This is a genomic window from Mycobacteroides chelonae CCUG 47445 (genome assembly GCF_001632805.1).
GTDB lineage: Bacteria > Actinomycetota > Actinomycetes > Mycobacteriales > Mycobacteriaceae > Mycobacterium > Mycobacterium chelonae.
Map to the genome: position 1 here is coordinate 3554829 of NZ_CP007220.1, position 26312 is coordinate 3581140.

A 26312-nucleotide genomic window follows, 5' to 3' on the forward strand; every position below is an offset into this window, starting at 1 on the left:
AACCTCTACTAAACGAAAGTCTTTCCATGGCAATCAATTTGGAACTCCCCAAGAAGTTGCAGGCGGTTCAGGAGAAGGGGCACCAGGGCGCTGCCGAGCTGGTACGGCCGATCTCCCGCAAGTACGACCTGGCCGAGCACACCTACCCGGTCGAGCTGGACACCCTGGAGACGCTGTTCGCCGGCGTCACCGCCGCGGGCACGTTCGCCTTCGCCGGTGCCGAGGCCTTCCGCGCCGAGGAGAACACCGAGAAGCAGAACGTCAACGGCGCCAACATGTCCGCGCTGCTGAACGCCCTCGAGATGAGCTGGGGCGACTGCGGCCTGCTGCTGACCATCCCCTTCCAGGGGCTGGGCAACGCCGCGGTATCGAGCGTGACGACCAAGGAAGACGCCGACAAGTTCGGCAAGGTGTGGGCCGCCATGGCCATCACCGAGCCCGGCTTCGGTTCGGACTCCGCCGCGGTCACCACCACTGCCAAGCTCGATGGTGACGAGTACGTCATCAACGGCGAGAAGATCTTCGTCACCGCCGGTTCGCGCGCCACCCACATCGTGGTGTGGGCCACCCTGGACAAGACCAAGGGCCGTCCGGCCATCAAGTCTTTCTTGGTTCCGCGTGAGCACCCGGGCGTGACGATCGAGCGTCTCGAAGAGAAGCTCGGTATCAAGGCATCCGACACCGCGGTCATCCGCTTCGACAATGCGCGGATCCCCAAGGACTACATCCTGTCCGATCCGGAGATCAACACCGAAAAGGGTTTCGGCGGTGTGATGAGCACCTTCGACAACACCCGTCCGATCGTCGCGGCCATGGCCGTGGGAGTCTCGCGGGCCTCGCTCGAGGAACTGCGCAAGATTCTTGAAGACGCCGGCATCGAGATCTCCTACGACCGGCCTGCCCACGCCCAGCACGCGGCCGCGGCCGAGTTCCTGCGCATGGAGGCCGACTGGGAGTCGTCGTACCTGCTGACCCTGCGTAGCGCATGGCAGGCCGACAACAACATTCCCAACTCGATGGAAGCGTCGATGGCCAAGGCCAAGGCCGGTCGCGTCGGTAGCGATGTGACCCTCAAGGCTGTCGAAATGGCTGGCACCACTGGCTATTCCGAGCGCACTCTGTTGGAGAAGTGGGGCCGCGACTCGAAGATCCTGGACATCTTCGAGGGCACCCAGCAGATCCAGCAGCTGGTGGTGGCCCGCCGCCTGCTGGGGCTGAGCTCCGCAGAACTCAAGTGATGCACTGATCAAGATCCATTGCGGCCCCTTCGGGATTCACCCGGAGGGGCCGCAGTGGTTCCGACGAGCGTTCTGTGAGCCAGCTGAGCGAAGTCTGGCAAAGGCGGCTAAGCTCCCGTTTCTATCGACGCGATACATCATCTTGTGGAGGACATATGTGGGTTCGGTCAGGTCTGCTTGCCCTGGTGAGCTGTTCCATCATTCCGTTCGGCGCGGGCCTTCCGGTGGCCAGCGCGGACGAATCGACCTGCGCCGCGATCAACCAGATGTCCAAGGCCGTCGATGATCCGGCCAACAACGGCCCGATCGTCACCGAGGCCCTGATGTACCTGCGCGGCGACAACCCCGCCTACTCCGGCCTGGACCGTCAGGTCGACGCCATTGGGCAGGCCCGCGACATGTGGGGGCGAGTCAACGACGGGGTGCGCGCCAACCTGGACGGCATCACCGAACCCGGCCCCCGCCAGCAGCTCACCGCCTACGCCGACGGCCTGAGCGGCGCCTACGACCTCTCCGGAACGTGGCTGGTGGCTGCCCCCGAGGTGCGCTCCTCCCCCGAGATCATCGACCGTGGCACTGCCGTCGGCGGCCTACTGTTCGACGGCGTCAACAACTTCCACGTGCTGGCCAACATCTGCAACGGGGGCGCGCACTAGGCGTGCGACTCGACCCGGCCGATGCACGGAGCCGTTTCCGAACGGCGACGGTGGCAAGGCTGGCCACGGTGAACGCATCGGCTGTGCCGCATCTGGTTCCGGTGACCTTCGCGGTCGCCGATGATGTCATCTGCTGGGCTGTTGATCACAAGCCGAAGTCGCACAACGATTTACAGCGACTGCGCAACATCACCGCGAATCCCGCCGTCAGCTTCCTGGTGGACCATTACGACGAGGATTGGTCGGCCTTGTGGTGGGCGCGCGCCGATGGCATCGCCCAGACACTCGACAAGCCCGATCCGGCCTGGATCAGCCTGCTGGCCAACAAGTATCGGCAGTATCGAGAAGCTCCGCCAGCCGGCCCGATGGTGCTGACCGATGTTTCCCGGTGGAGCGGGTGGACCGCCTCCCCCGTTCAGGAGTGACTACTCCGGCCTGATCCCATCGCGCGCGCAGTCCGCGAGCAACAGTCGCTTGATGACCTTGCCCGTGGACGTACGGGGCAGTGCGTTGACGAAGTACACATCGCGGGGGACATGGAACTTACTGAGCCGATTCTTGATGAAGGCGCGCACCATGTCTCCGTCGAGACCGGCGTCCTTGTGCAGCACGACGAACGCCGACAGCCGCTGACCGAAGCTGTCATCGGAGGTCCCGACGACGGCAACGTCGGCAACCTGCGGCAAGAAGGCCAACGCGTCTTCCACCGGCCGCGGAAACACGTTTTCACCGCCGGAGATGATCATCTCGTCGTCGCGCCCATCGATGTACAGACGACCATCGGCATCCAGGTGACCCAGATCGCCGGTGTCCAGCAGACCGTTGACCGAGGCCGGAGAGGGATCGGCGACGTATCCGTCGAACAACATCTCATTGCCGACGAAGATTCGTCCCGTCACGCCGCGAGGCACCGGGCGCCGGTCGGCATCGAGAATCGCGATGGTGGTGCCCAACGGCGGCCGCCCCACCGTGGTGGGAGCGATCGCAAGGTCCGCAGGGTCGGCAATGGTAGCCCAGGACACTTCGGTGGATCCGTAGAAGTTGTAGAGCACTTCACCGAATGCCTCGGTAAACCGCTGCACCAGTGAGGCATTCAGAGGCGACCCGCTGCAGGCAACCAGTCGCAGGCTCGAGGTGTCGTACTTCTGGCGCACCGTGGCGGGCAGATCGACGATGCGCTGCAACATCACGGGGACGGCAATCAGCGTGGTCACCTTACGGGTGGCGATGGCCCGCAGGCATTCTTCCGGATCGAACTTCTCCTGCAGGATCACCGTCGCCCGCAGCGGGGTGCTGATCTGAAGGCAGCCCAGTCCCCAGGCATGGAAGACAGGCGCCGAGATGAGCATGGTCTCGTTCATCTTCATCGGCATCCGCGAAAGCATCGCGGCAATGACGGCGAACCCACGCGGCGTCGGCCGCAACGCTCCCTTGGGGGTTCCCGACGTTCCGGAGGTTTGCACCACCTGGTGGCCGGGACGGGTGGGCGGCAACACTCCCGGCTTGTCGGCGACAACGAAGTCATCGAGCCCGCGGCGGCCATTGATGGCACTGCGCCGACCGGTGCTGACGAGCTCGACCTCCCAGGGCACGTACCGTACGAGTTCGTCCAGATCGTCGTCGACGAACACCTTGGTGAGATTGTTCCGCGCCACAGCAATCTGGATCTGGGTTGCTGCCAATGCGTTGTTGAGAAGCATCACGTCCACACCGAGCATGCCGAAGGCAATGAGGCACTCGACCATGGCAATGTTGTTCCGAGCCAGCAGGCCAATCTTGGACGTTTCGTTGATGCCGTCGCGCATCAGACCGGTGGCCATCGCCTCGGCGCGCCGGTCGAGTTGCTCAAAGGTCAGCTGTCCGGCGTCATCGGCGATCGCGAGCTGCTTGGGGGCACGGGCCGCCGCGGCCGCGTATCCGCCCTGAAGAGTGAATCCCCACCGCGCCAGTGAACCCAACTGGCGAAGCCCGCGGTCGGGGCGCGGGATACGCACCACACCGACCCCCACCATCAGCCGGGCGATGCTGAGTTGAATATTTCCGTTATCACCCATATTGGACACGGTGGAAGTCGACGCGCCAGACAGATAGTCGTCGATTTTGTCCAGCCCATCCATCAACCACTGGTTTACCGCCACGCTCGGCTTCTTGATGCCGGGTGGCAAGACGGAGGCCGCCCGCAACACCGTGATGCGTACCCGGGTCTGCGCCGAACGTTCCTCGAACAACCGGACAGAGATCAGCCCGTCGTTGTCGACTCCCTCGATAGCCAGACTTTCCTTGGTGTTGCTGAGAATCAGCCGAACGCGGGCCGTGGCCTTGGCCGACAGCACCAGGTATTCGGGATCGGGTCCCGTCTCGGTGTTCTCGATCAAGGTCTCGCAGGAACCGACGCCGGTAAAGAACATCGGGTACATGTCGGGTGAGCTGATCAGTTCCCACACCAGCCCGCGCGGGTGACTGAGCAACTTGTCGCAACTAATTACATCAGCGACCATAATGGTAGTCCTACCTGGGGTTTTCGGTCATGCACCGCGCGAGCGTACCCGATGACGCGGATCACTGCCCAGGAACGGATGTGGTTCCTGTCACTGCCGTGACCAGATTGCCCAGCGCAGCGCGCGGCGATTGCCCGCAACCCCAGCCGGGCATATCCGCGGCCAGGCAAACACTGCGTGAAAGGCCCTACCTAGATGTGAGGTGCCTCGCGGATCTTGCTGCTGTCGTTCCCCAGCGTCTTGCAGTACATCGTGACCGAGGTACGTGTCGCGGAGATCTCCAGATTCGAGGCATCACGCCCACGCTGATCCTTGAGCATCTTGCTCACCGCGTCGTTCTGCTTCTGCTCCTCGGCGGCGATGAAGTCCTTGCATGGGGTATCCCCACCCTGATTGATGACACCCGAGCATCCCGAAAGCAGTGCGACTGCCACGAAACCGGTTCCAGCCAAGACCTTCACAGCGCTCATGCCGTGACAGTAACTCATCACCGAACCCAGCTCCGGCAAGATGTACCTTGAGCCGGAGATAGGGAGGGTCATGTTCCATCTGTTCAACGAGCGCTCGCGACAGGTCATCGTGATCGCACAGGAGGAAGCACGCGAACGCCAGCACAACTATCTCGGAGCAGAACACCTCCTGCTGGGTCTGCTCGGCGAAGGCACCGGCCTGGGTGCTCGGCTGCTCGCTACCGCCGGAGTCCGTTTTGAGAACGGGTCACGGGTCATTCAGCAGATCGTGCCGTTGGGCCAGGAGCCGCCAACCGAGAAAATGGCGTTTACTCCGGGCGCCCAGCAGACACTTGAGCTGGCGATGACCGCGTCCACAAGCAGGCGGCACACGGAAATCTGCACGGGGCACCTACTTTTGGGGCTCGTGGACGCGGCCGACCCCCTCATCATCCAAATCTGGGAGAAGCTCAACGTGGACGTTCTGGACCTCTGGGATAACGTCCGGGCCCACCTGGACGAGAACCTCGGCGACTAGGACGCGGTTAGGCGTACGCAGGTCGTGACTGCGCGGCGATGCTCTTCTCCCCCGCGCTCGCGGCCCGCCGCAGAGCCCCGTACTCGCCGAAATATCCGGCCACACTGCCCACCGCCGGGAGCATTCCCAGATAACGGAAAATCGGCTTAGGCTGCGGCCGTTTTTCCAGCTCATCGCCGATGGCCCGCAGGATGCCCGCCAGGTGCCACAGGGTGCGAGCCAGCGCGAACGGCGACCAGCTCCGCGGCGTCTCCGGGTCCTGATCGTCGGCACCGGCCAGCGCCGCGTCGGTGAGGGTGCGGTTGCACAGCACCTTCGCCAGCAGCCGGACCTGCTCCTGGTGATCACCGATACCAAGCTCGCGGGCAATGGCCACCAGGACAATGGCCTGGTTGGAGAATCCCAGCAGGTCCTGCACGGGCAGCCGTGCCGCGAGCGCACCGAAAATCCCTGGGAAAGCGACGAATACGGTGTTGACGGCGCCCACGCGCTGCACCCACCAGTGCACCTTTCCGCGCGTGTCCAGCTGCTCCCAGGCCCGGGTGCCCGGGGTGGTGACCGTGTTCAGAGCGCAGGCCAGGGCATCAAGTGCCTTGTCGACGACTCCGTCGCCGTCGCCCAACTCGTAAGTGCGCTCCTTGAGCCCAAAGGGATCGGACTGCGCCAGCACGGTCAGGACGGGGTTGATCACCCGGACCGCGCGGCTCAGTGCGTCCGCGATATCGGCATCGGAGAGCACGGCATTTGGTAACGCGATGAGACCCATGTGCCCATCATCTCGCGGCCGGGGTCCAGGCGCGCGACGGGGATCGATTCCTCTGAATTCAGACCGTCAAATCGCCACGGCGTGAACGTGATCGGGCGTACTGTGCCCTCAGCACAACAAGATAAGGACGGGCAATGAAGCTCATGGTCTCGACCCCAGAGAGCGACGAGGGCTGATCCGTGGCACTCGCAGCAACTCTGATCACCGTCTGCACCACTGCGGTCGGTGCGACAGCATTCGGCGCTTCACTCGCCATCACTCCGCAGCCCCCGGACACTGTTCTCTACGTCATCAGTTCAGATCGCCCGTTAACGGCGATCACCTGGCGAGACAGCCTCGGGCATATGCGTGAGCAGCCCGTCGACGGCTCTCAGCGCACCTGGACCTGGACCTTTACCAGCGACATCACCGATCCCCCGTACTTCGTCAGCGCCCAGTCCGCAGGGGCCGAAGCGACATGCCGCTTGATCGTCAACGGCAAAGTCAAGGTCGAGAACACCGCCGCGACGCAGGACTCAACCGCCACCTGCCACGGATAGCGCTCGCCGCGCGGCCAGCGGTGCTTTGCGACCGTCAGTAAGACCGCCGAGTCCACGGCGTTCCATGTCTCGGCGGGTCGGCCCGTCAACCCTCCCTCAACCCTTCTTCAGCTCCTCGGCGAACATCACGAGGATGCCGCTGGGACCGCGAAGGTACGTGAGCTTGTAGACGTCCTCGTAGGTGGCGACACCGCGTAGCGGATGGCAGCCGTGCCTGGCGGCTATCTCGATGGCCTCATCGATGTCGTCGACCGAGAACGCGACGCGATGCATGCCAATGTCGTTGGGAAGAGTGGGCTTCGACGCGATTGCTTCGGGATGGATGTACTCGAATAGTTCGATCCGACCATGGCCGTCTGGCGTCTGAAGCATCGCGATGTTCGCGTGGTTGCCGTCCAGACCGACGGCGGTGTCGGTCCATTCACCGCTGACGGTGGCGCGACCGAGGACTGTGAGACCGAGGTCGGTGAAAAACGCGACAGCGGCTTCGAGATCCTCAACGGCGATGCCGACGTTATCGAGCTTGATGGCCATCGCAGGGATGCTACCGAGCCGGGCAGCGAGAGTGGCCGAACATCTCAGAGTAAAAATGACGCAGGCCAGAGACTGAATCTCTGGCCTGCGTACCTAGTAGCGGGGACAGGATTTGAACCTGCGACCTCTGGGATATCCGAGAGTTGAGCTAGCACAGGCCGTATCGGACTAGTCAATGACAGGCCTAAACGGGCGGTGAGTAGCGCCGACCATGCCAGATGCCGTATTCAGCGAAGTCTCTGCGGACCGATAGGTTCATCACGTGGGCATCGTTTACCAGTACACGGATATCGAGGCATTCCAAAAAATCGTGGAGGCGGCGAAGCTGTGGGCCACCGACTTTCGGTACCTAAACGACTGGGAAGAACTGGTCTACACGTGGGTACCGTTCGTCGGAAGACTCGAAGAGCTCGCTACACAACCAGGTGAATACTCCGAGGCGTATAGGGCTCAACTTGAAGCGCTCCGGTTGATGAACGCTATCGACTTGATGGCCTTCGACGACGCTGTTCTCGTCGCGTGCTTCACCGAGTTGCCAGATGCGATCAGCCAGTGGAGTCGCTATGGCGCGAACGGGCGCGGCGTTGCACTTGGTTTCGACTCTGACAAAATCGGCGTACTCAAGGTGCCCCAGTATTGCCGCTACCCGGACGGGAACCTGGAGCCCGTGACCGCGACCGAGATCGGTACGGACGGCGGGCGTAAAGAAATCGAACTCCGCTGGAATGCGTTCCTGCAAAAGGTGAACTATGGCGACGCAGCCCGAGACCGCGTGGTCGACGGACTGCTCGACATGGTGCGGCAGTGTTCCGGAAAGAATGACGACGCCCGCCACTTCAACACCAAGGTAGCTAACTGCATCTGGCAGACCCACGCGTTGATCCACCGACTGCCTCTAGTGAAGCACTCAGCGTTTGAAGACGAGCAAGAACATCGCCTGACCATCACCGAGCACTTCAGCGGGCAGAGCCGTTCTCAGAGGACTGCCCTATCTAGCCTTGGGGAGTCGTTCAAGGCCTTGCCTTACGAGCCGCTGCGAGCGGTGGATACGAAGTTCCGGACGGGTGGCGCGACAATGTTCAAGCCGTATGTGGAAATGCCATTCGAACGCCAAGCGCTCGTCGAGGTAGTCACAGGGCCAGCCGTGAAGCACCAACTCGTGGAAGCCACGATTAGGCGAATGTTGGAACGAAACGGGTTTCCTGAGACTCGGGTAATAGCATCCAAGCTGCCTTACCAGCCCTAACAATGCAATCAGCGCTGCCATGGCCGGGCGGGCCACCGGCAGTCTCGACGCGGTAGGTGTTACACAGGCCCACAAGGTCGGAGATGTAGTTGCCGAGTTCGGCCACACAGCGCTTGAAGTCGCCCGAGGTGCTCCACGAGATCCTGGCCGCGCCCTCTCTCTGGTCCAGCACTAGAGCCGACCGGACAATTCGATCCCGACTGATACCGCCAGCAGAACTATGGCCAGCAGCTGGAAGCCGAGACCAATTCCGATCAGTGCGGCCTTGGTGTTGTTACCTTCACGCAGAGTGCAGATTGACATGACCTGCCAGTGGACCCAGTTCCTCGCCGCATCGTCCGCTGTCCGCTCCCAGTTCGGTTGGTTTGCAAGGACTTCCAATGTCGCGGCGTCCATCACCCTGAACTTGAACCCGTAAGTCTGCACAAATACCCCCACGGCGCCCGCGGCGATGAAGGCGGCCAGCGCCACGAGCAAGACCATGAACGCACGATGGTCACGAAAGACATAGTCCTTCCCGGCAACCAACACGGTTAGGGCAGTCACCAGTGTCAGCAGCGAGACGCTTGATGTCACCAAAGTGGCGCCTCTGGCCTCGAGCGTCTTCTTCCGATCGAACTCGGCGGCCAAGAAGCTGGCTACCATCAACTGATAGACCTTGCCAGCGGGTGCGATGTAGTCAGGGTCAAAGGGTTTAGAGCTGCTGGGTGCGTTCATAACCATCGGGCTTGTCGGCTCGGATGTCCTCGCCTATACCCCACGGCACCCAAGCAGGAACCTCTACCACCGTTTTCGGCGGAGGCGGTAGAGGTTCGTCGGGCACTTCATCATTGCTCTGAATCTCGGCCATTTGACCGCCGCCCTTCATGCGAAGCGAATACCGGGCAAGCACGCCACAGCGTGAGATCAATCATCGCACCGCAATGCTTGAAAACAAGCCCCAACGGGGAATATTTGGCTGCCGACGAGATGCCGAGGCCGGAGCCTGCGACGTCGACGACGTTCTGACTGGCCTCGTTTTTGCGTTTCGGGAGCTCGAAGAGGGCGTTATCGCGGAGCGGGAGCACCAGGAATTGTGGAGAAAGTTGCACGAGTGAGGTCACCGTCTCGCACATTCGGCGGGCGTCGACGGTGCTCATGCGCTGGCCGCCATCAGCACAAGCTGACCGGCTCCCCCGAGCCGTTTATGAAGCTCAGCAAGTCCTTTCGGCGTGATCCGAATAGTCGGGGGCGGTACCCGCATCTCCCCCGATGGCTGGTGCAGGTACGGGGTGTTCAGCTTTTCGACGAGGCGTCCGCAGTCGACTTGGGTTTGATAGGCCTTCCAGGATGCGGTGCCGCGATCGCGGTAAATCCAGCCCTTCACAGCCATGAACCTGAAGAGACGGTCACGGCCGATGTTGATGTTCGGGTCACGCGATAGGACCTTCGCGGCGTCGGCGACCCCGTAGTCGCCAGTTGCATCGGCCATGTGTGACCAGGCAGACGCTGGCGCCTCCAATTCCCTTGCACGCAACTCGGCTTCGATGCGGGCACGGGATTCGGCCTCGACGCGTTCCTCGGCGTCGACCAGCTTGCGCGCATACTCCAGACGAGTCAGCGGAACCACTGCAGCCGTGCCGTACTGACCAGTCTTGCGAATCTGCGGCAGAACCGTACCCGTGACGAAACGACGGAACTCGACAGCCTCGGGCTTGTCGGAGCGGAAGATCACCTCATACATACCCGACTCATTGACGACGGTCATCGACCGCCTGCCATAAGGGGTGTCCACCAGGGCGACACCCCTTTGGTCATCGGCCAAGCGTGCGGCGACGTTCCTGGGATTGGAAATATCGAGCACTGCGCACAGGTCGGCGAGGACTGGGTGCGGCTCGCCATCGATGACTGCGAATCGAACCGGATAGTCGCGGAACTCGAACAGTTGAATGTCGGTGCTCATGCCGCGCCCTCCGCAAGTTCTTCGCGGACGATCTGGCGGATCAACTCGACAAGCGCGATGTCGTTGCCATTGGTGTCGACACGCCGTTCTCTCTCAAGTACCGAGACCGGAACATTCAACGCGCTCGCAAGTTTCCTTACGGCTTCCACACTCGGTAGTTGACGGCCACGTTCCAGGTCTGAGAGGTAGGAGACCGACATAGCAGCGACATCTGCGAGCGCGGTGAGGGACTGACCATCCTTGGATCGAGCGACCCGAAGCGCTTGCCAGACTCCGTGTCGGGTTCGCGAACTGATTGACATAGTTCGAAGGTACTATGTAGGTACACGTAAAACAACAACAACTACGAATAATTGTCCGGTACCTACGCTCACCTGTAATGTTCGGATATGACAAGCGTGTCATTACGTAGACCCACGAATCTACGAAGACTGGACTTCGTAGGGCAACGCATAGGACAGTGTTCGATATGGATGCAGAGGCTCCACCACCAGAAGCCGAGCTGATTGAGCGGCTACGGCGGGAACTCACCCCCCGGCTGTCAGTGAATCGCGCGTCCAAAATGGCCGCCCTGAGCGAAGCCCGTTGGCGACAGATCGCGAAGGGCTATCAGCAGGTCGATCCTCAGACCCGTGTTGCGGTGCGAGCTCCTTCAGAGACGCTCGCGCGCATGGCGTATGCAGTCAGCGCAACACCCAAGCAACTTCGCAGTGCAGGGCGAGAAGATGCAGCCGGCGAACTCGAACTCCTTCTACGTCGCGCAGAGATCGAGCGCAAACCTGCGCCAGAGCGAACACCAGAAGAAGTTGCGGAGCTGACTGCGCTGCCACCGATTGTTCCGGTTCAGGCTGAGACTGCTACCGCACTCCAGACCCATCCAATGATCAAGACAGGTGTTCCGCTCGAGGACGTCGCACAAACCCTGCAGAAACTCATCGAAGGCTTCGAGCGGCGTGCGGCATCCCTCGAACGCATCAAGGAGCTTCTGTCGGTTCTCGCTGTCTCCACAGCAGGCCTTCCGCAGTCACCCTCCCAAGACCCCGTCATGGCCGCCATGGAGGAAGAGTCGACGGCAACACAGGAATTGAGGGCTGAACTCAGGTCACAGGTGATCAGAATGATCGCGACCGCGAACCCAGATAATGCCGATGAGGTCATACGTCTCTTCGAACCCCTGCTTGCGCAACTCGAGGCGGTAGGCGCTGGCACCCGACACTCGTCGGTCTCCGATGTCCCCGAAACCGAAGGGTTCCGGTTTATCGACGATGATCTGTCAGGTGGGAGCAGCTCCAAACCTCTGCACTGAAAACACAGTGCCGCCAACAAGTTACGAGGCTGAAGGGTGAATTCGTTCAAAGTCACGTTGGATCAGGTAGACAACGTCACCCTTCAATTCATCCGACCACATACGTGAAGGATGCCTCCTAACCCACGCAGCGAGCGCGGCATCCCATCTGTTCGGCACAGCACCTCGTTCACGGTCTGTGTCTTCTGTGTCATTTGGCGTAAAGTCGTCCACTGACTGGTCTCCCGGACTGTCGTTGAGGGCTGCTCTAAGAGCACTGGTCGTTTGGATGGCCCCTCTTTGGTGTTCCCGCACCAAGGGGGCCATCCGCTGTTTGGCCCCATGAGGTTGTCTCCGCTGATCTAATTGTGGATGATCAAATCGCCCTGTGCGGACGACTTTTTCCGCGGCATCGGCTCCCTTCCGTTGGGTTCTTCAGTATCGACTTCAGCTTCGACTACTTCGCCTCGTGATGACAAGCTATGTCTGCTCGAACGAGAAGCGAAGGACAGTTCGGGTACACGCCGAGCATCCGCTGGCCGTGGCCACCGCCTACCTCCCGCCTCTGTCAATCTCTGCTCATAAATTTGCACCGTAAGATCGCGCCGCGACATCCGCCCACCACTAACGGCGACTTCTTTGCGACGAGCCTCTCTCCATCATTGGACAACCCAGCTGGGCTGTCCGCAAGCACATGTGCACGGCCCCGCCCGTAACTGCCACAGCCCTCGGCCTGGATCCACAGCTGAGGCGTCGTGAGCAGTAGAGACCCGTTTCGCGGGCACGTGTCGATTTCATGCAGAGAACCTAACGGGCCGGCTGCGCACTCCCTCACGCCCAAGATTCCGCGCGCGGCGGCCGCCGGAAGTACTCCACTTAATGCCATGACGCTTCTGATCACTGCCCCAACTGGTTTCGTGAGAGTCGCGCGTGCACAAATCGAGTCGGACATCTGCGCCCGGCTATCTACCCGAAGCTGATGCCGTTCGATGTCAAGTCGATGATCGATACGCGCAATCAAGTGAATCGATATGCGATCCACACCTTTAGCGTCGAAGCCTTGACATACCACCCCTACTGAATGATGCGGCCAACGCAAATGAAACACAGCCGACCCCCCGAGTACAAGCCGTGTACGTTGATCTCCCAAACCAACAGTCCGACTTGCCCTATCGCCGCGTCGCTGCAGTTCACAGCGACACCGAGGTGCGCGCCACAACTTGGTTTTGCGTCCTTGAGTCAGCGTCAGGGCTCTCAGGCATGCGGGTAGACGCTGTTTACCGATTGTGTCTCGTGATTGACGTGGCGTAGCCTCGTACATGACTGGAACCTGCTCTCAAGTGGTATTCGGTCAGGATGGCTCGGTGTTACCGCACCGAGCCATCCGCTTACTACAATTCAATTATAACTCAATCTCGTTGTTCAATTATTTTAATACTGGAGCGAATTCTCTCCTTTTCGAATCTGTCTATAACAATTTCCTTCTTTCATAAACTCCATTTATTCTTACTAACGTGTTCCCAAACGGGCACGCACGGTACCCGAATGGACACATCAGCGCCCCACCTGACACCACACCGAACCGACCGCGGAGCGCCTTGGGCGTCATCAATTGATCTCAGCACAAGTATGGGCGACGCGCAAGCATCATCACAGCAGGTCAACTGGGCTATCACCCAGCCGCAGGCAAACTTCTATACATCCCGAAAGGAGCATGGCTAGCATGATTCGTTCGCGGTTTGAAACGGTTTCACACACCCATCTTCTTTCATCGTCTTTAGTGATCTTCAGTCATGATTACCTGCTTGAACACGACGAAACATGACCGAAGTTGACCGACCGCTGCTTCACTAATGTTGCACAAAACCGTTGCATACCGGATCAAAGTGGAGCACAAAGTACATGTATGAATTGAGACATTCCTAGGCGGCCCAGCAACACGTATGCCCCAAAACGAGGTCGGCATGCCTCCATGTTGAACTGCGTCACGCCTATCTGACCTCAGATACGAGCGCACGCCAGGCTGACGCTTGCGCCCGCCCCGTCGCCGAGCGGCCCGGACGGTAGAGCGCGACCTCTACAACAAAGGGGTTCGCACGCACTCTGCGCGAAACGAGTGCATCGATTGACAGGTGGCGATCATGGAACACTCCCGTCGTCGGAGGTCTGCTGACATCCACTACAACGCCAACCGAGAGCTACTCGGTTCCAACGATTTTCAACTATGTGGAGAAACTCTGACCGTTACACCGACAGGGGCGGGTGACACCAGGAGTAAAGGGCCGCAGCTTGTTTGGCCGCGTAGGCCATCGCCGGTCTGGAGCCGCGAGAGAGAACTGCGTGCGCCTCTTCGAGTAGGTCCCGTACGGGCCTCAGCAGCTGGTAGTCGATGCCGTTGGACCGCTCCGGCAGCGGTGGATGCTCGTCACGGGTTAATGACGCTTCGAAGGCCGCTGCCGTGTTCGGTGCGACCACACGACCTGCGAAGTACGCATCGACCATCTCATCGTCGGCGCGCATCTTCACCGCGTAGCGCCGGTACGCGTCAGCCTGCCATCGCATCAGATCCGTGAGCGCCTGAAGGCTCGCAGCATCCGGGGACGAAATCCCATAGCCCGCAGCATCATCGAGGAACACATCGAGCTGCCACGCCGCCATGTCATACAGGCCCGCGGCCAAGTCCAATCTCGACGGATCCAATCGCGGCTGCGGCCTGCTCACAAGCTAGTCCGATCCCTGCTTGGTCCAGGTGATGGTGTTTCCCCTACCGACGTAACTCATCGAAAGGGACGCGGGAGTGACATTCAGGGGGAAGTACACGAGATCGAGCGGAGGCTCCTTGAGCCACAGCACGCACTTATTGCCCTGACCGGACGGCGCTTCCTGCGGAGTTTTGTCCCAGCTGGTGAATTCCCAATGTCCCGGTGCCCCTTGTGCCAAGAGTGAGCCGTCCGCGGCGAGAGTGATCGTGCTCGAATCATCAAGCCAGGTGCCGATGAACTGGTCACGGGTGTACTTGGAATCGCAGGCCGCTGCCGGTGGTTGCGCGGGCGCAGACGAGGACGCCTCGGGGGCATTGGAGCAACCCACCACTGCCAGCGCTACCAGAAGTACCAGTTGTCTCATTTCCCAAGAACTCTCATCGCGTTGTCGAATACCACGGTGCGTCTGTCGAGCGCGTGATGGCCGCCGTTAACCATCTCGGTAATTTTGGTGATATTTCCAGTGTCTGCAACGGCATTGCCGTTGTGGGTGTTCCAATACCAGAGGGCTGATGTAAATGCGTACTGCGGAGTTTCCAGTAACTCAGGGTTGCTGACGAAATCCACGCCGAAAGCATCGCTGATCTTCTGGTAGTTGTACTTACCAGTGACCTGAATGGCGCCACGGCCTTTGTATCGCACACCATCACCTGGCGACGTGTTCCCGAGGTCTTCGCGCCCCTCGTACTCAGCCCCCGACGCATACTCCTTGTACGTCGCGAAATGATCGGACTCGATGGCCACCTGCGATAGGAAAGCAGCCTGTCTGACAGGCGTGTTCATACCGCCCTGACGCATCATGTCATTAAGCGGGCCAACAACTTCGTTGGCCTTCGCCTCGCTGATGTTGGGGTCGATTTCCATAAGCATTGCAACAGTCACCGGCGTATAACCGTCCGTGGGCGGCTGCTGAGGATCCTCCGGCATTCCGGTGGGCGCCACGGCGCGACGGATTGCCGCAGCGATGTCGTGGTCAAGTGCATTGGCGCGCTCCAGAATTCCCTTGAGCTCGGTCTCCTTATTGCCCCGGACCGTTTCCAGCATGAGGTCGCCGTGCACATCGCCAACGACCTTGCCATCGGGCGTGATCTGCCAGCCGAATTTCGCGACCTCACCTTTGAGCAGTTTGAAGTCCGTCACGACGCGACCGACTTGGTCGACGAGGGGCTCTAACGCATCTGTTACCGCACGAGTTTGTTTCTGCTGCTCGTCAATGTCGGTGCGGCGCTTACCGAGTTCATGACGCCAGGTATCGGCGGCATCGCCTCCCCACCCTTCCAGCGAGCGTTTGATGCCGTCGAGCGTGTCCCCAAGGTTGGCAAGTCTCTTGTGCTTGCCGAACATGACACCCAACAACTGGACGAGCGCGTTGGGATCCCACTTCTCCAGTTCGGCAACGCTGACCATCAGTGTCCCCCATCGGTCTTCGCGATGGTGTCGCGGCTGCGCTGATCCTGCGCGGTGAACTTACCGGCGGCTTCCTGCATCCAGGTACCCAGCCCGCCCAAGTTTCGGTGGAGCACGTCGCCCTGTTCCGACCAGGAGCCCTGCGCCTCGTTCAATGCTCGCGCCGATTCGCCGATCCATCCGCCAGCGGCCTCGGCAACACTGTCGACGTCATGCGCATGATCCGCGCGGGAGTCGGTAACAGCATCAATCAGCGCCCACGCATGCCGGTTCACATCTTCGGGATTAACCTGAAGTGCCACGCCCCACCCTCCTACCAAACACCGGAATTTGTCTGCGCTACAACGTATTTCACTCGAATTTCACGTCCCAGCCAAGGGCCTTGTAACGGCGCACTTCCCGCTCCCGTGCCGCCTTCTCGGCCTTCTCCTGCTCAGACCAGTCACCGATAACCCCCGGTGAAGCTGCTGGCATATCGCCCAAGAACTCATCGGTGTTGTCGTAATTGATCAGAATCTGCGGTGTCGCCTTCTCACCATCGTCCTCACCCTTGCCGCCGCGACCATGCGCGCCAGCGCCGCCCATCATCCCCATCGGGCCACCACCACGCACACCGGCAGCACCCACCGCCGCAGGGTTGATGCCCGACCCATTGCCGCCAGCGGCACCGCCCGGCAGACCCGCACCGCCGCGAAGCGCACTCAACCCGCCAGGCCCGCCAGCACCTGAACCGGACCCGCCGACGCCTGTGCCGGTGCCCGTTGACGATGGGGAGAATCCTGCCGCCGTCGTACTACCGATCGGCAGGCCGGAACCTCCAGAGCCAGAACCCAACCCTGAACCCGCACCACCGGAACCCGAACCAGCGCCCGATCCCGATCCCTGACCACCACCAGAACCGCTGCCCTGGCCACCACCCTGACCTTGCCCCTGTCCAGCTCCAGCCTGCTTTGCATCACCGCCGGCCAGCTGCGGCTTGGTGTCCTTGTTGGCCAGTCCGTCGGTGGCGGGCGGGGTCTGGGTACCGCCACCGGAACCACCCCCGCTATTGCCTCCCCCGCCACCGTTGCCACCGCCCTGATCGCCGGGCATCGCCCCCAGCTGCTGCACATCGGGGTCCGTCACCTTGGGACGGTCCGTCGACATCGGGTTGGTATACGTGCTTTGCGCCGCAGCACGAATCGCGTTGAGAGCCTGCTGCTTCTCGTCCTTCGAAGCGTTCTTGTCCGGCACCGGATAGCTGTTCGGAACCCGACTGGCCGCGATCAACGTCTCTCCATCCTGCTCCGCAGCCTGGCTCAGCTTCCCCGCCTCGGCCGCCAAACCGGTATCCGGGTCCGCGATCTTCTTGTAGGTGCGATCCACCGCGTCGTACGCCGAATTCGCAGCCTCACCCGACCATGACTCGGAATCGAGCAGCTTGCTACGCACCTTCATCGCTGTATCTACCGAATCAGACACGGCCCCATAAACGGAGGTCCATCGGTCAGCTTCCGCTCGCGCCGACTCCACACCCAACCCAGTCAGCTTGGAGACGATCTCCTGATGCGACATCCCCTGCCAGCCATCATCAGCCATCACTCACACCCCATTTCACTTCGGAAGAGTCGGCGCCACCGCAGTGGCTATCTGCTTGGATTTCGCGCACGCATCGGGCACATCTTTGGCTTCCTGGACATCCACAACCACCACGACAACAGCGACTGTTGCCTGTTGCGACGGCAGGATCACGGTGCAGGTAGGTACCGAAGCGACACGGCCCTGGTAAATCACTCCGTCAAGGCCGGCCACCGTGATGGGCTGAGGATTGGTGTACAGCTCAGGATCCAGGTAAGCCGACACCTTGGTGTTAGCGACCGTCAATTCCGCCGTCCAACCGCCACTGAGACCCTTCCATTGGCAGCCACGCAACTGCGGATCCTGAGTGCCTACATCGGTCACCTTCGCCGAATCCAAACCCCAAGAGCGAATCTGCTCAGCTGAATAGCCAAAGCACGGGTCGTAACTCGTGCCGTCATTCCAATGGCTCGGCGGCGGATGCGGGGCCGTCAATGTGCTCGATACCTGAGGTTGCGAACTCGCGGTGGCCGAGGCCGAAGGCGGCACTGAACTGGTGCTGTCCGCCGGCTTCGTAATGCCCGTCGATGTCGAGCAGCCAGCCATCAAAAGCGCCGCCGCGCACGCTAAGCCCATCCGCATCATCAGTACTTCACCGTCGCCGTTCCGTCCTTGTACGGGTTTATACGCCCAGCGTTGCGTTCCTCGGTGTTGCGAAACAACATCTCCGTAGCGATGAAGTGGTCTGCGTGACTCTTGTAATGGGTGGAGATTTTCTTCAGCGCATCGACGGCCGCTGCACGCTGCTGTGCGTAGTGCTGGGCCGCCGCCTGTCCAGAGGGCAGGTCCCCGAGCGCGAGTTGTTGTTCACGGCTCACCGCTGAAATCTGCGTCTCGACCAAGTCCCGGGCCCGCAGCATGTCCCCTGCGAGCTCCATGCCGTAGCCATCCTTGAACTTCAAAGTGGTGCGGGCGGCCTCAGCGGCTTCCTGTCGAGCATCTTGGGACATTCCGTTGATGTCGAACTTGTACTCGCCCACGGTTCACCTCGCGTTTCATCGTCACAACTTTCGTTCACTAGATACGACGACACTAGAGCCAATCCGGTTCCAACAATTTTCAACGAATTTGGCAGTCCCAGTAATCGCCACGATCAACACCTGACATCCCTTCCGTCCACCTGTACAGACGTAGGCCTGTGAAACGACAGTGATCGATCTCGATCGGGAGTAGGTTCCCCTCACCACAAGCAAGATCACGCGGAGGTTTAGGGCAATGAAGCTAAGAGTCCGTGCGGTCGCTGGCGCATTCATCGGAGGAGTCGCCATCAGAAACCCCGGTTACAGACCAGCGCCGCCGTGCACGCCGTCCGTGTTTGGCGCCAGAACCTCACGCCCACCGAGAGGTGCTGCGTCCAGGGCAGATACTCGGGCGAAAATACAGTTCCGGGCCCTCACCGGCGCCTGCTGACGCGCTACTTCGAGAGGTGTCGCAGGCCGCCAGCATCGTCTCACTCGACCGAGAGGACCACCATGCGACGTGACCAACTCCCAGCGGCCAAGCGAGGGGTGGATCTGCTGCTGGCTTACCTTAAAGGCCTTGCGAACGATTTCGACGACGCGCTCAGCGCAAAGGACGTCGATGTTTGCGAAAGTTGCGCCGACCCGATGATGTATGTGGCGACGATTCTCGCTCGGCAGTTGCGCGACGCCAACAGCTGCACTGTCGCTAGCGCTTTGGCCTCGGCGCGTAATCATGTTGACGCCCAATTTTCAGATACCGATGTCGACAATGTCACGCAGTTCATTTCAGGATTGATTTCCGGACGGCTGCCAGACCCCATATCGACCGGAACAATCATGGTTGCGCTGGTAGCACGAGACCTGGCCGTCGGCGCGGCCACCGAGATCGCGAACCTAGAGAACACACACGTGAACGCAGTCGTAGCCAAACTCCGCGTGGCGCTTACTGAACAGGATGATTCGGTTCAACTCTCGGATCGCGCAGGTGCAGACGCGGCATCCGAGGAGTACGCCGCCGATATCAACATGTGCGAGGCCAGGCGACAAGCAGCATTCAAGATCGCCAATCATTGGAACGATGCAGCGAACGTCCTGCACGCCGCCGCGCTAGAAGACGAGCTATCCGACGCTGCGCGAGACACTCTAGAAGCGCTATCGCTGATGACTGTCACTTGCGCTGCGCTTACCTGCGGCATGTACCAACTTGCAGACCATGGCAATCTCTATCCAGCATCTGCGCTTCTACGGCAGCTCGTAGAAGCAGAATTCATCATGTGGCGATTTGCACAGGATGTAAACAGTATGGCGGCCTGGCTAAATTCTACCGAGGAAGACCGCCGAACGGCATGGCGACCATCTGTAATATATCGCGACAAGAATAACGAATACCGCCAAAAGGATTACGCTGGACATTGCGAACTCTGCGGCCATCCCACTCCAATCGGCGCTCGCATCGCCGCCGGCGTTCAGTCTTTCATTCCGTTGGCTAGCCTTTTTTCTGATGAAATCCATCATTCGAGAGATGCATGGCAACACCTGATGCAGGCAGCCGGGTCAACCGACGCCCGGTTCGGCACTCAAACAGTGGCCAACTTAGCGGTAGTCGACTCTGCATTTGAAACCACGCTATTCGACCACAAAGCAGTTGATCTGTATGGATACGCCACTGGATACTTTTCCGATCCGATAGACGGATAGCGACAGTTAGGCACTCAATGAGCATCCTCGACACCGTAGAACCATGGCTCAAAGGCGCAGTTGGGCCGGCGGTCGGATACGGGCTCGGATTAGCAACCCCGTATGGACGAAAGCTATTGCGGCTGGCCAGAAAACAGCCTGACCTCCAGATTCACGTCGAACACGATCCCGCGATCATCTTCGCGAACGCCCCGCACAACACAGTCGGTTGCCCGATGTTCGTTCCAGGCTCGACCGACAGTCTCAACCCAGGGGGTGTTCGCGACGCGTTCTCAATACGCCAGTGGGCGGTTGACCATGATGGAATCCCTGCTGGAACGGATTCGGTCGAGGTCACGCTTACGGCCTGGGAAGAAGTGGACGCAATCGTCGATGCCGTGACCGTCAACTGCCGCGAAATTTCGATACCGGCTGGGATCATCGTAAGTGGGGTCGTTGGCGGCGCCAGTATCGAAAGGCGAAGACTCGACATAGAGCTCTCATCATTCGGTCCGTGCGCTAAATACGTTGCAGTGAATGATGACTCGACAAATTTTTCGTTCAAGCTGTCAAGTGGAGGCACCGCCAAAATCTACATGAACGTAATAGAGGCCCCGTGGAGCGACGAGCGAGAACGCGCATACGAATGGACCGTTGATCTGCATCTTCTCGTGAACAACAAACGTAGGAGTATAACTATCGGCGACAACGGCAAGCCGTTCGAATTCGTTCGGGCGCCTGGAGGTGCAACTGTGCTGTGGACCGGCAGCGGCTGGCAACAGTCATGACCCCCGTCGCGAGTTGGTTTGCCGTCGCCTCGCAATCCGGTAAACGGCGGATTTCGTTTCAGGAGGCGGCTTTCGGCTTCATGAGCAGTACCCATAGCCAAGTCGGAATCGCCCAACGGAGTCACAACAACACCACTAGCGTGACTCGACCACTGAGATACTCCCTCCAAGATATGAATCACCGAGGAGGGCACGATGCTTGACCCTGATGTGTGGGGCACTGTTGCCGACTGGGCTGGCGCTCTGCTGACCGGACTATCAGTGCTGGCGGCAGTGGTCTATTACGTCTTCGACCGTCAGCGTGAACGACGCGCGCAAGCTGGGTCAGTGCTGGTCTGGCTACACCCGTACGAACATGGCCCGCCCGAACTAAAGATGATGAATCTGTCCGGCAAGCCACTGTTCGATCATGGTTTCCTTGTCATGTCTCGCCCCAGAAGACAGATCGCCAAGAAGGCGACTCAGCGTTGGAAGCACAACAAGATGTTCGCATGGCCGGAAAATGACACTTTCTCGCACCACGATCGACATACGCTCCTAAATTTTCACGACGGAAGCGAGCTCCATTTCAGCCCTGGCGAGATCGTGGCCTACCACCCCCAGCTTCAATTCAACTCAGCTGTCTACGACTACTACGCATACTTCCGCGACATCTCAGGCCAGTACTGGGTGACTGACGCTCGCACCCAACGACTTGTCAGTAGTTGGAAGCGAAGGCGTCTCGATATCGGCCCCGCAGGGTTGGACGCCTCCTAAGCCCCCAGCCTCCAAATTCGAGTTCAGAGTCCGCGAAGGATATTTCCGAACGGGGGCAGGGAACGAAGGCGATCAACTGGCTGGCAGTCGGCGACCTACACACGGTGTCCGCGGCATAACTGCAGTCGCTTCGAGGCTGCGAACAAGCGCAACGAACACTTCGGCTGGGACTCGGGCGCTATCCGTCTGCCGCGCCAACTGTTTCCAATCCGCTATCGAATACTCGTTAGCAACCCTAATGTTCCCAACAGTGTTGCCCACCCAATGAAGACGGCCCCCGGAGTCAGACTCCGAGGGCCGTCTTACCTAGTAGCGGGGACAGGATTTGAACCTGCGACCTCTGGGTTATGAGCCCAGCGAGCTACCGAGCTGCTCCACCCCGCGGTGGTGAACACAAGGTTACCGGGCGCAGTGCGTGGCACCAAATCGTTTACCTGGCCTGCAGTTACGCACCCACGAACGCCTCGGCCGAGTGTCGACTTTCCGGACTTCTATCTCGCACTTTGGCCCGAAAAGTCGACATTCGGCGGAAATTACTTGGCCTGTGTGAACTTCGTCATCGCGTCGTCAAGGTTCTTCAGCGCTTGCCCATACCGGGCGAAGTCCCCACTCTTCTGGGCGTCCTTCACCTCGCTGATGGCCCGCTGAACCTCCTGCAGCGCGGCGGTCTTCGCCGAGGACAGTTCCGAGGACCCCGCCGGCGGCACGGCAGCCGGGGGAACGATCGGAACGTTCTGACCGCTGGGCGGCGGCGTGTTCACATTTCCGGGTTCGGCCGCCGGGGCGGTGGCCGTCGCACCGGCACCGGGCCCGAACACCATGTCCAGAGCATCCCTGACCGTGGTCGCGTAGCCGACCTTGCCGTTGTAGAACATGCCCACACGGATCAGGCGCGGATACGAGGACTGATCGCCCTGGCCCGGCGAGGCATACAGCGGCTCGACGAACAACAATCCACCGTTGGCCACCGGCAGTGTCAGCAGGTTGCCCCACCGCAGGATGTTCTGATTCTTGATGATGCCGACATGCGAGGACACCTGGTTGTCGGTGGTGATCGCATTGTTCACCAGCTTGGGGCCCTGCACCGTTCCGGGAACCGTCAAAACGGTGATCTTCCCGTAGGTTTCGGGATCGGAACTGGCACTGACATAGGCGGCCAGGAAATCACGCTGGAAGCGGTTCAGCGCACTTGTCAGTTGGAATGAGGCCGAATTGTCGTTCTTCGTGATGTCTTTGGCCACGATGTAATACGGCGGCTGCGAACCGGTGGACGCGTTCGGGTCATCCGGCACCTGCCAGAAATCACTGGTGGAGAAGAAGGTCACCGGATCGTTGACGTGGTAGCGCGCCAGCAGCGTCCGCTGCACCTTGAAAAGATCCTCCGGGTAGCGCAGGTGGCGCGCGAGGTCCGGCGAGATGTCACTCTTGGACTTGACCGTTCCGGGGAAGATCTTCATCCATGCCTTGAGCACGGGATCCTTCTCGTCCTGCTGATACAGGGTGACGGTGCCGTCGTACGCGTCCACCGTCGCCTTGACCGAGTTCCGGATGTACGACACCTGCTGGTTGGGCAGCGCTCCCCCGGTCTTGCCGACCTGGCTGTCAAAGGTGGCCTCCGACAACGACGTCTGCTGCGAGTACGGGTAGTTGTCCAGCGTGGTGTAGCCGTCGACGATCCAGACCATGCGCTTGTCGACGATCGCCGGGTAGGTCCCGCTGTCGACCGTCAGCCACGGCGCCACCGCTTCCACCCGCCGGCTTGGGTCCCGGTTGAACAGGATCTTGCTGTTGTCCCCGATCACGTTGGAGAACAGGAAGTTCCGTTCGGCGTACTTCAGACCGAAGACCGTCCGTGCCAGCGCACCGCCGACCGGCACGCCGCCGGTACCGGTGTAGGTGCTGTTCTTGGTTCCGGAGTTGTTCTCGTAGTCGTACTCACGATCGTCACCGTTCTTGCCGACGATCGCATAGTCGTTGGTGTCGCTGGCGATGATCGGGCCGTAGTACACGCGCGGCTGAGCCAGCGCCGCCGGGCCGTCGGAAAGGACCTTGCCGTTGTCATCGACGGCATTCACCAGGAACTCCGGGTACCCGCCGTTCTCGTCCGGCTTGTCGGCCACTCCGCGCACGGTGTTGGCCGGGGCGGCGATGAATCCGTTGCCGTGGGTGTAGACGGTGTGCCGGTTGATCCAGTCACGCTGGTTATCACGAAGCTTGGCCGGATCGAGTTCGCGTGCGGCAACGACGTAGTCGCGCAGCGAGCCGCTCCTGTCCTGATACCGATCAATCGACAACGAATCGGGGAAGGCGTAGAAGTTCTTGCCCTGCTGCAATTGAGTGAAGGCCGGGCTCACGATGTTGGGATCCAAGACGCGGATGTTGGCGATCGTGGAGCGGTCGGCCGCAACCTGCTTGGCCAGTTGCTCGCTACCGGTGGGCGCCGATGCGGTACCGCTGTAGTCCCGGTAGGTCACGACGTCGTCGGTCAGTCCGTAGGCATCGCGCGTCGCCTTGATGCTGCGCGCGATGTACTCGCTTTCCTTCTGCGCGGCATTGGGTTTGACACTGAACTGCTCCACGATGAGCGGCCATCCGGCACCGACCACCAACGAGGACAGCAGCAGCAGCGCCAGGCCGATCGCGGGAATCCGCAGATCCTTGAGCACCAGCGCCGAGAACACCGCGACCGCACAGATCACCGCGATGGCCAGCAGGATGAGCTTGGCCGGCAGCACCGCGTTGATATCGGTGTAACCGGCGCCGGTGAACGGCTTACCGGCTCGCGTGTGCGAAAGCAGTTCGTACCGATCGAGCCAGTAGGCGGCGACCTTGAGCAGCACCAGAATTCCGGCAAGAGTCACCAGCTGGATGCGTGCCGGGCGCGACAGCGTGCCCGAACGACCGGACAGCCGAATGCCGCCAAAGATGTAGTGCACCAAGGCATTGACGATGAGCGCGATGAAGACCGCGATGAACAGGTACGTCAGCACGAATCGATAGAACGGCAGCTCGAAGGCGAAAAACCCGAGATCCAGGCCGAACTGCGGATCCTTGATACCGAAGTCCCCACCCTCCAGGAACAGCTGTACGGGCATCCAATAGCTTTGGGCCACAATGCCGGCCAGCACACCGATAAGCACCGGAACACCGATGACGAAAAGCCGCACCCGCGACAGGATCAGAGCACGGTACTGCGCCAGAGCGTCGCCTGGCCCCTTGGTGGGCACGAACACGGGTCGCGCCCGGTATGCCAATCCGAAGCCCGCGAAAACCACGGTACCGACCAAGATTCCGACGATCAGGAACAAGGCCAGCCGGGTCAGCAGCACAGTCGTGAACACGCCCCGGAATCCGAGCTCACCGAACCACAGCCAATTGATGTAGGTGTCGACCAGGCGCGGGCCGATCAACAACAACACCACGATCACCAACGCCGCGGCGACCAGTCGCCGGCTCCGTCGGGTCAGTCGTGGCAGAGCCCCATTCGGCCGCATTCCCACGTCGCTACGCTCCTCGTCGAGTGTTCAAGCACGGCTCAATTTTCGCGCTTCGATTCTCAGCCCCACTGTAGCCGCAGAACAGCGGGCATCGGCCAGCATCGAGAGTGGTGAGGCTCGCTAACAACTGGGCGCTTGACCACCACGATCAAGGGTGTTGAGTCCGTCAACCGCTTCGGCCAAGGTGCCGACCTTGACCATGGTGAGCCCCTGCCCACCGTCCGTCTTGGCCTCGGCACAGTTGGCCGCCGGCACCAAGAACACCGTTGCTCCAGCGTCTTTGGCTGCCTGCATCTTGTGCGTGATTCCACCGATAGGCCCCACCTTGCCCTCGGCGTCGATGGTTCCCGTTCCGGCGACGAACTTTCCACCGTCGAGTTCACCGGGCGTCAGCTTGTCGATCACGGCGAGGCTGAACATCAGCCCGGCCGACGGCCCACCGATATTGGCCAGGTTGAAATCAATGGTGAACGGCGCCCACGGCGCCTGCACAACGCCGACCCCCAGGAACCCGTAGTCACGATCCCCGTTCTTGCCGAGCGTGATCTTCACCGGTTCCGTCTTACTGCTGCCCTCGGGATTCTTACGCTTGTAGTCCAGCGTCACCACCTCACCGGGCTTGGTCGCCTTGAGCGCTCCGGTGAACTCCTCCAGGTTGGCCACCGGTCGCCCGTTCACCGCGGTGATCGCGTCGTTCTCCTGCAGCTTGCCCTTGGACGGTCCGTCATCACTGATGGTCAGAACGGTCACCGCCGTCGGGTACTTGAGATATCCGAGTGCCGCAAATTCGGCACTTTCTTCGGACTTCTTGAACTCGAGGTCGTTTTCCTTGTCCACCTGATCCTTGGACCGATTAGGTGGGTACACCGCGTCCCGCGGGACCAACTGCTCACGCCCGCTCGCCCACAACCGCAGCGCATCGGCCAATGTCAGTCCGTCGCGCTGGGAGACCGTCGTCATGTTGAGGTGGCCCGACACCGGGTCGACCTTGGTGCCCTTGATGTCGACCACCTCCTTACCCTCGACCTGGCCGAGGGTATTGAAGGTCGGGCCCGGTCCCAGGGACACGAATGGCACGGTGATCACCGACACCAACAACGCGAAGGCGATGATCGGGACCAGCGCGACCAGCAGCGTCGCTACGCGGCGATTCAT

At 60.7% G+C, this 26312-nt stretch carries 27 protein-coding genes and 1 tRNA gene; 10 read left to right on the forward strand and 18 right to left on the reverse strand.

Annotated features, from left to right (window positions below; genetic code table 11):
* Nucleotides 1-26 precede the first annotated feature (26 nt).
* From BB28_RS17425 to BB28_RS17435, 3 genes are all read left to right on the forward strand, one after another.
* On the forward strand, nucleotides 27-1238 hold the full coding sequence (locus BB28_RS17425) for an acyl-CoA dehydrogenase family protein (protein WP_030096980.1): 1212 nt from the start codon (nucleotides 27-29) through the stop codon (nucleotides 1236-1238).
* Between the two features lie 155 nt (nucleotides 1239-1393).
* Nucleotides 1394-1894: a hypothetical protein gene (locus tag BB28_RS17430; protein WP_046254409.1), complete on the forward strand. Its 501-nt coding sequence runs from the start codon at nucleotides 1394-1396 to the stop codon at nucleotides 1892-1894.
* Nucleotides 1895-1896: 2 nt separating this feature from the next.
* Nucleotides 1897-2319 carry a TIGR03668 family PPOX class F420-dependent oxidoreductase gene (locus tag BB28_RS17435; RefSeq protein ID WP_046254410.1) on the forward strand — a complete coding sequence of 141 codons (423 nt, stop codon included), beginning with the start codon at nucleotides 1897-1899 and terminating at the stop codon, nucleotides 2317-2319.
* On the opposite strand, the gene BB28_RS17440 is transcribed toward BB28_RS17435, so the two are convergent.
* Complete coding sequence (locus BB28_RS17440) at nucleotides 2320-4392, reverse strand: AMP-binding protein (RefSeq protein WP_046254411.1); 2073 nt, start codon at nucleotides 4390-4392, stop codon at nucleotides 2320-2322.
* Nucleotides 4393-4583: 191 nt separating this feature from the next.
* The gene (locus BB28_RS17445) at nucleotides 4584-4880 is read right to left on the reverse strand and encodes a hypothetical protein (RefSeq protein WP_030096976.1); all 297 of its coding nucleotides are present in this window, start codon (nucleotides 4878-4880) and stop codon (nucleotides 4584-4586) included.
* A 52-nt stretch (nucleotides 4881-4932) separates the two neighbouring features.
* On the opposite strand from BB28_RS17445, the gene BB28_RS17450 reads away from it, so the two are divergent.
* Complete coding sequence (locus tag BB28_RS17450) at nucleotides 4933-5379, forward strand: Clp protease N-terminal domain-containing protein (protein ID WP_030096975.1); 447 nt, start codon at nucleotides 4933-4935, stop codon at nucleotides 5377-5379.
* A 7-nt stretch (nucleotides 5380-5386) separates the two neighbouring features.
* Here BB28_RS17450 and BB28_RS17455 read toward each other — a convergent pair whose 3' ends face one another.
* Nucleotides 5387-6193 (reverse strand): hypothetical protein, encoded by an 807-nt coding sequence (locus BB28_RS17455; RefSeq protein ID WP_081252285.1) that lies wholly within the window; start codon nucleotides 6191-6193, stop codon nucleotides 5387-5389.
* 131 nt (nucleotides 6194-6324) lie between these two features.
* Between BB28_RS17455 and BB28_RS17460 the strand changes: the two genes are divergently transcribed.
* Nucleotides 6325-6684, forward strand: a complete 360-nt coding sequence (locus BB28_RS17460) for an MmpS family transport accessory protein (RefSeq protein WP_046254413.1) — start codon at nucleotides 6325-6327, stop codon at nucleotides 6682-6684.
* 96 nt (nucleotides 6685-6780) lie between these two features.
* Here BB28_RS17460 and BB28_RS17465 read toward each other — a convergent pair whose 3' ends face one another.
* Nucleotides 6781-7218: a VOC family protein gene (locus BB28_RS17465; RefSeq protein WP_046254414.1), complete on the reverse strand. Its 438-nt coding sequence runs from the start codon at nucleotides 7216-7218 to the stop codon at nucleotides 6781-6783.
* A 262-nt stretch (nucleotides 7219-7480) separates the two neighbouring features.
* Here BB28_RS17465 and BB28_RS17470 point away from each other — a divergent pair, with 262 nt between their 5' ends.
* The gene (locus BB28_RS17470) at nucleotides 7481-8464 is read left to right on the forward strand and encodes a DUF2971 domain-containing protein (protein ID WP_046254415.1); all 984 of its coding nucleotides are present in this window, start codon (nucleotides 7481-7483) and stop codon (nucleotides 8462-8464) included.
* Between the two features lie 171 nt (nucleotides 8465-8635).
* Here the strand turns inward: BB28_RS17470 and BB28_RS17475 are convergent, their stop codons facing one another.
* The 4 genes from BB28_RS17475 to BB28_RS17485 form a co-directional block, all read right to left on the reverse strand.
* Nucleotides 8636-9181 (reverse strand): hypothetical protein, encoded by a 546-nt coding sequence (locus BB28_RS17475; RefSeq protein WP_064393531.1) that lies wholly within the window; start codon nucleotides 9179-9181, stop codon nucleotides 8636-8638.
* A 110-nt stretch (nucleotides 9182-9291) separates the two neighbouring features.
* The gene (locus tag BB28_RS25130) at nucleotides 9292-9603 is read right to left on the reverse strand and encodes a hypothetical protein (RefSeq protein WP_126315426.1); all 312 of its coding nucleotides are present in this window, start codon (nucleotides 9601-9603) and stop codon (nucleotides 9292-9294) included.
* A complete protein-coding gene (locus tag BB28_RS17480; protein ID WP_046254418.1) occupies nucleotides 9600-10406 on the reverse strand; it encodes a phage antirepressor in 807 nt (268 codons plus the stop codon). Before BB28_RS17480 ends, BB28_RS25130 begins: the two co-directional genes overlap by 4 nt.
* Nucleotides 10403-10708 carry a helix-turn-helix domain-containing protein gene (locus BB28_RS17485; protein ID WP_070941289.1) on the reverse strand — a complete coding sequence of 102 codons (306 nt, stop codon included), beginning with the start codon at nucleotides 10706-10708 and terminating at the stop codon, nucleotides 10403-10405. Before BB28_RS17485 ends, BB28_RS17480 begins: the two co-directional genes overlap by 4 nt.
* 167 nt (nucleotides 10709-10875) lie before the next feature.
* Here BB28_RS17485 and BB28_RS17490 point away from each other — a divergent pair, with 167 nt between their 5' ends.
* Nucleotides 10876-11712, forward strand: a complete 837-nt coding sequence (locus tag BB28_RS17490; protein ID WP_052740274.1) for a hypothetical protein — start codon at nucleotides 10876-10878, stop codon at nucleotides 11710-11712.
* A 2223-nt stretch (nucleotides 11713-13935) separates the two neighbouring features.
* On the opposite strand, the gene BB28_RS17495 is transcribed toward BB28_RS17490, so the two are convergent.
* From BB28_RS17495 to BB28_RS17525, 7 genes are read right to left on the reverse strand one after another with little or no spacing between them, the layout of a single operon-like run.
* Nucleotides 13936-14412, reverse strand: coding sequence for a hypothetical protein (locus BB28_RS17495; RefSeq protein WP_046254419.1), 477 nt, complete (start codon nucleotides 14410-14412; stop codon nucleotides 13936-13938).
* Nucleotides 14413-14415: 3 nt separating this feature from the next.
* A complete protein-coding gene (locus BB28_RS17500) occupies nucleotides 14416-14817 on the reverse strand; it encodes a hypothetical protein (RefSeq protein ID WP_046254420.1) in 402 nt (133 codons plus the stop codon).
* Nucleotides 14814-15860 (reverse strand): glycoside hydrolase family 19 protein, encoded by a 1047-nt coding sequence (locus BB28_RS17505; protein ID WP_052740276.1) that lies wholly within the window; start codon nucleotides 15858-15860, stop codon nucleotides 14814-14816. Before BB28_RS17505 ends, BB28_RS17500 begins: the two co-directional genes overlap by 4 nt.
* Nucleotides 15860-16162 carry a WXG100 family type VII secretion target gene (locus BB28_RS17510; RefSeq protein ID WP_046254421.1) on the reverse strand — a complete coding sequence of 101 codons (303 nt, stop codon included), beginning with the start codon at nucleotides 16160-16162 and terminating at the stop codon, nucleotides 15860-15862. Before BB28_RS17510 ends, BB28_RS17505 begins: the two co-directional genes overlap by 1 nt.
* A 49-nt stretch (nucleotides 16163-16211) precedes the next feature.
* Nucleotides 16212-17438: a hypothetical protein gene (locus BB28_RS17515; protein WP_046254422.1), complete on the reverse strand. Its 1227-nt coding sequence runs from the start codon at nucleotides 17436-17438 to the stop codon at nucleotides 16212-16214.
* A gap of 15 nt (nucleotides 17439-17453) precedes the next feature.
* The gene (locus BB28_RS24690; protein ID WP_052740278.1) at nucleotides 17454-18062 is read right to left on the reverse strand and encodes a DUF3558 family protein; all 609 of its coding nucleotides are present in this window, start codon (nucleotides 18060-18062) and stop codon (nucleotides 17454-17456) included.
* Nucleotides 18062-18457, reverse strand: a complete 396-nt coding sequence (locus BB28_RS17525; RefSeq protein WP_046254424.1) for a hypothetical protein — start codon at nucleotides 18455-18457, stop codon at nucleotides 18062-18064. The genes BB28_RS24690 and BB28_RS17525 overlap by 1 nt, the downstream gene beginning before the upstream one ends.
* Before the next feature lie 528 nt (nucleotides 18458-18985).
* On the opposite strand from BB28_RS17525, the gene BB28_RS17530 reads away from it, so the two are divergent.
* The 3 genes from BB28_RS17530 to BB28_RS17540 all read left to right on the forward strand — a co-directional run bounded on the left by BB28_RS17530 (nucleotide 18986) and on the right by BB28_RS17540 (nucleotide 21660).
* A complete protein-coding gene (locus tag BB28_RS17530) occupies nucleotides 18986-20137 on the forward strand; it encodes a hypothetical protein (protein ID WP_046254425.1) in 1152 nt (383 codons plus the stop codon).
* A gap of 17 nt (nucleotides 20138-20154) precedes the next feature.
* Nucleotides 20155-20904 carry a hypothetical protein gene (locus BB28_RS17535; protein WP_046254426.1) on the forward strand — a complete coding sequence of 250 codons (750 nt, stop codon included), beginning with the start codon at nucleotides 20155-20157 and terminating at the stop codon, nucleotides 20902-20904.
* Nucleotides 20905-21099: 195 nt separating this feature from the next.
* Entirely contained in the window at nucleotides 21100-21660 is a 561-nt protein-coding gene (locus BB28_RS17540; protein WP_046254427.1) for a hypothetical protein, read from the forward strand.
* A gap of 310 nt (nucleotides 21661-21970) precedes the next feature.
* On the opposite strand, the gene BB28_RS17545 is transcribed toward BB28_RS17540, so the two are convergent.
* From BB28_RS17545 to BB28_RS17555, 3 genes are all read right to left on the reverse strand, one after another.
* Nucleotides 21971-22044: transfer RNA gene (locus BB28_RS17545), tRNA-Met, on the reverse strand.
* Nucleotides 22045-22193: 149 nt separating this feature from the next.
* A complete protein-coding gene (locus tag BB28_RS17550; RefSeq protein ID WP_046254428.1) occupies nucleotides 22194-25160 on the reverse strand; it encodes a UPF0182 family protein in 2967 nt (988 codons plus the stop codon).
* A 117-nt stretch (nucleotides 25161-25277) separates the two neighbouring features.
* The gene (locus BB28_RS17555; RefSeq protein WP_046254429.1) at nucleotides 25278-26312 is read right to left on the reverse strand and encodes a YlbL family protein; all 1035 of its coding nucleotides are present in this window, start codon (nucleotides 26310-26312) and stop codon (nucleotides 25278-25280) included.

Excerpts from the sequence above, each read along its gene's own strand:
- BB28_RS17490 (WP_052740274.1), top strand. The coding sequence starts at position 10,876 with ATGGATGCAGAGGCTCCACCACCAGAAGCCGAGCTGATTGAGCGGCTA.
- BB28_RS17475 (WP_064393531.1), bottom strand. The coding sequence starts at position 9,181 with ATGAACGCACCCAGCAGCTCTAAACCCTTTGACCCTGACTACATCGCA.
- BB28_RS17485 (WP_070941289.1), bottom strand. The coding sequence starts at position 10,708 with ATGTCAATCAGTTCGCGAACCCGACACGGAGTCTGGCAAGCGCTTCGG.
- BB28_RS17505 (WP_052740276.1), bottom strand. The coding sequence starts at position 15,860 with ATGGTCAGCGTTGCCGAACTGGAGAAGTGGGATCCCAACGCGCTCGTC.
- BB28_RS17440 (WP_046254411.1), bottom strand. The coding sequence starts at position 4,392 with ATGGTCGCTGATGTAATTAGTTGCGACAAGTTGCTCAGTCACCCGCGC.
- BB28_RS25130 (WP_126315426.1), bottom strand. The coding sequence starts at position 9,603 with ATGAGCACCGTCGACGCCCGCCGAATGTGCGAGACGGTGACCTCACTC.
- BB28_RS17535 (WP_046254426.1), top strand. The coding sequence starts at position 20,155 with ATGAGCATCCTCGACACCGTAGAACCATGGCTCAAAGGCGCAGTTGGG.
- BB28_RS17450 (WP_030096975.1), top strand. The coding sequence starts at position 4,933 with ATGTTCCATCTGTTCAACGAGCGCTCGCGACAGGTCATCGTGATCGCA.
- BB28_RS17500 (WP_046254420.1), bottom strand. The coding sequence starts at position 14,817 with ATGAGACAACTGGTACTTCTGGTAGCGCTGGCAGTGGTGGGTTGCTCC.
- BB28_RS17540 (WP_046254427.1), top strand. The coding sequence starts at position 21,100 with ATGCTTGACCCTGATGTGTGGGGCACTGTTGCCGACTGGGCTGGCGCT.
- BB28_RS17430 (WP_046254409.1), top strand. The coding sequence starts at position 1,394 with ATGTGGGTTCGGTCAGGTCTGCTTGCCCTGGTGAGCTGTTCCATCATT.
- BB28_RS17445 (WP_030096976.1), bottom strand. The coding sequence starts at position 4,880 with ATGAGTTACTGTCACGGCATGAGCGCTGTGAAGGTCTTGGCTGGAACC.
- BB28_RS17555 (WP_046254429.1), bottom strand. The coding sequence starts at position 26,312 with ATGAATCGCCGCGTAGCGACGCTGCTGGTCGCGCTGGTCCCGATCATC.
- BB28_RS17515 (WP_046254422.1), bottom strand. The coding sequence starts at position 17,438 with ATGGCTGATGATGGCTGGCAGGGGATGTCGCATCAGGAGATCGTCTCC.
- BB28_RS17465 (WP_046254414.1), bottom strand. The coding sequence starts at position 7,218 with ATGGCCATCAAGCTCGATAACGTCGGCATCGCCGTTGAGGATCTCGAA.
- BB28_RS17480 (WP_046254418.1), bottom strand. The coding sequence starts at position 10,406 with ATGAGCACCGACATTCAACTGTTCGAGTTCCGCGACTATCCGGTTCGA.
- BB28_RS24690 (WP_052740278.1), bottom strand. The coding sequence starts at position 18,062 with ATGATGCGGATGGGCTTAGCGTGCGCGGCGGCGCTTTTGATGGCTGGC.
- BB28_RS17425 (WP_030096980.1), top strand. The coding sequence starts at position 27 with ATGGCAATCAATTTGGAACTCCCCAAGAAGTTGCAGGCGGTTCAGGAG.